The sequence below is a fragment of the Salinihabitans flavidus genome, assembly GCF_900110425.1.
Lineage (GTDB): Bacteria > Pseudomonadota > Alphaproteobacteria > Rhodobacterales > Rhodobacteraceae > Salinihabitans > Salinihabitans flavidus.
Map to the genome: position 1 here is coordinate 1 of NZ_FODS01000079.1, position 1,231 is coordinate 1,231.

The 1,231-nt window shown below is 66.5% G+C and carries 3 protein-coding genes; all 3 read right to left on the minus strand.

Annotated features, from left to right (window positions below):
* Window positions 1-325 (minus strand): helix-turn-helix domain-containing protein (locus BMW66_RS19870; RefSeq protein ID WP_139196343.1); only part of this gene is annotated, 325 nt, incomplete at its 3' end.
* A 270-nt stretch (window positions 326-595) separates the two neighbouring features.
* A complete protein-coding gene (locus tag BMW66_RS19875; protein ID WP_093120898.1) occupies window positions 596-811 on the minus strand; it encodes a hypothetical protein in 216 nt (71 codons plus the stop codon).
* Window positions 811-1,134 carry a hypothetical protein gene (locus BMW66_RS19880; RefSeq protein WP_093120899.1) on the minus strand — a complete coding sequence of 108 codons (324 nt, stop codon included), beginning with the start codon at window positions 1,132-1,134 and terminating at the stop codon, window positions 811-813. The genes BMW66_RS19875 and BMW66_RS19880 overlap by 1 nt, the downstream gene beginning before the upstream one ends.
* Window positions 1,135-1,231 lie beyond the last annotated feature (97 nt).

Sequence of the window (1,231 nt, forward strand, 5' to 3'; positions counted from 1 at the left end):
ACTCCGCGCTGTCGGTCAGCTTCGGCCCCATCTTTGCCCGCGGCGGCAATCCGCATTGCTTGGCCCGGCTGCTCACCAGCCCCGCGCTCACCCCGAAGTGCGCCGCGATATCCTCTGTCCGCACACCTTCAGCCCACATCCGCCGGAACTCGGCGCAATCGGGCAGCTTCGGCGCGCCGCGCGCGGGGTAGCCATAGCGCGCCGCCAGCCGGTTGACGGTCATGTAGCTGACGCCGAACCGCTCCGCGATGTCCCGCGCAGGCATTCCGTCATCCCAGAGCCTGCGAAACACGATGCTGTCGGGGATCGCCGGATCACGCGCCATGCCGCGCCCTCCGGAAGAAAAGCGGGCGCGCCGCCAGCTGGCAGACGCGCCCAAGGGGGTGGCGTTGGGGTATCGAGTTTGGATAGAGTGCCACCCTGCCACACACGCTATGGTAGTTTGATAGATCTGCCAAGACTCTTTTTAGCTGATGATTGGAAACGGGCGCGGGACCTGCCAACCCGCGCCCGGAGCGCAGACCCCGACACGCCCGCGCTCTGACCGGGGGAAGGCCCGCCCCCGGTGTCCCATTGGAAATATGCAGCCGCGCGCTCATAGCTCGCGCTCCCACGGCGGGCGCGGAAGGGTGACGCCCTTGCGCCCCGCACCTTCCGGGCCCGCCGTGCCAATCATCACGTAAGGCACCCGCACCTCGATGCAGTCTTCCCGCCGGGCGGAGCGCGCGATCTGGTACCGCTGCGCCTTCTCCTTGCGCGGAATCGGCCGCATCACCGGCGGGCGCCCCAACAGATCCGTCTGAAACGCCATCACGCCGCCCTCCGCCGATCGCCCGCGAAATGCGCCGCAAAGCCCGCGGGATCGGTCAGTACCGCCAGCGCCACCTTGTCCCCCGAGGGCCGGTTGTCGCCGTGCCACCAGTTGCAGGCCGTCTGGAACCGGACGTCGAAAAATACCGCCACATCCTCGATCCGACGGAACCGGCTCCGCACATAGCCCGACCATAGCTCGGGAAACTCGGCGCGCAGCCGGTAAGGCTCCAGCCGGTTGGGACAGGACATTTGATCCCGCCCGGCCCCATCCTCGGGCCATGGTTCATTCGAAACGACAAGCGTTAGATGCGGTGCGCTCATGCTGCGTCTCCCCGACCTTGATTGGTTGCCATGTCTGAGATGCTTGAAACGGGATTTTCCGCCATGTGCCTATTGAGCGCTTCAATCACCTCCCCGT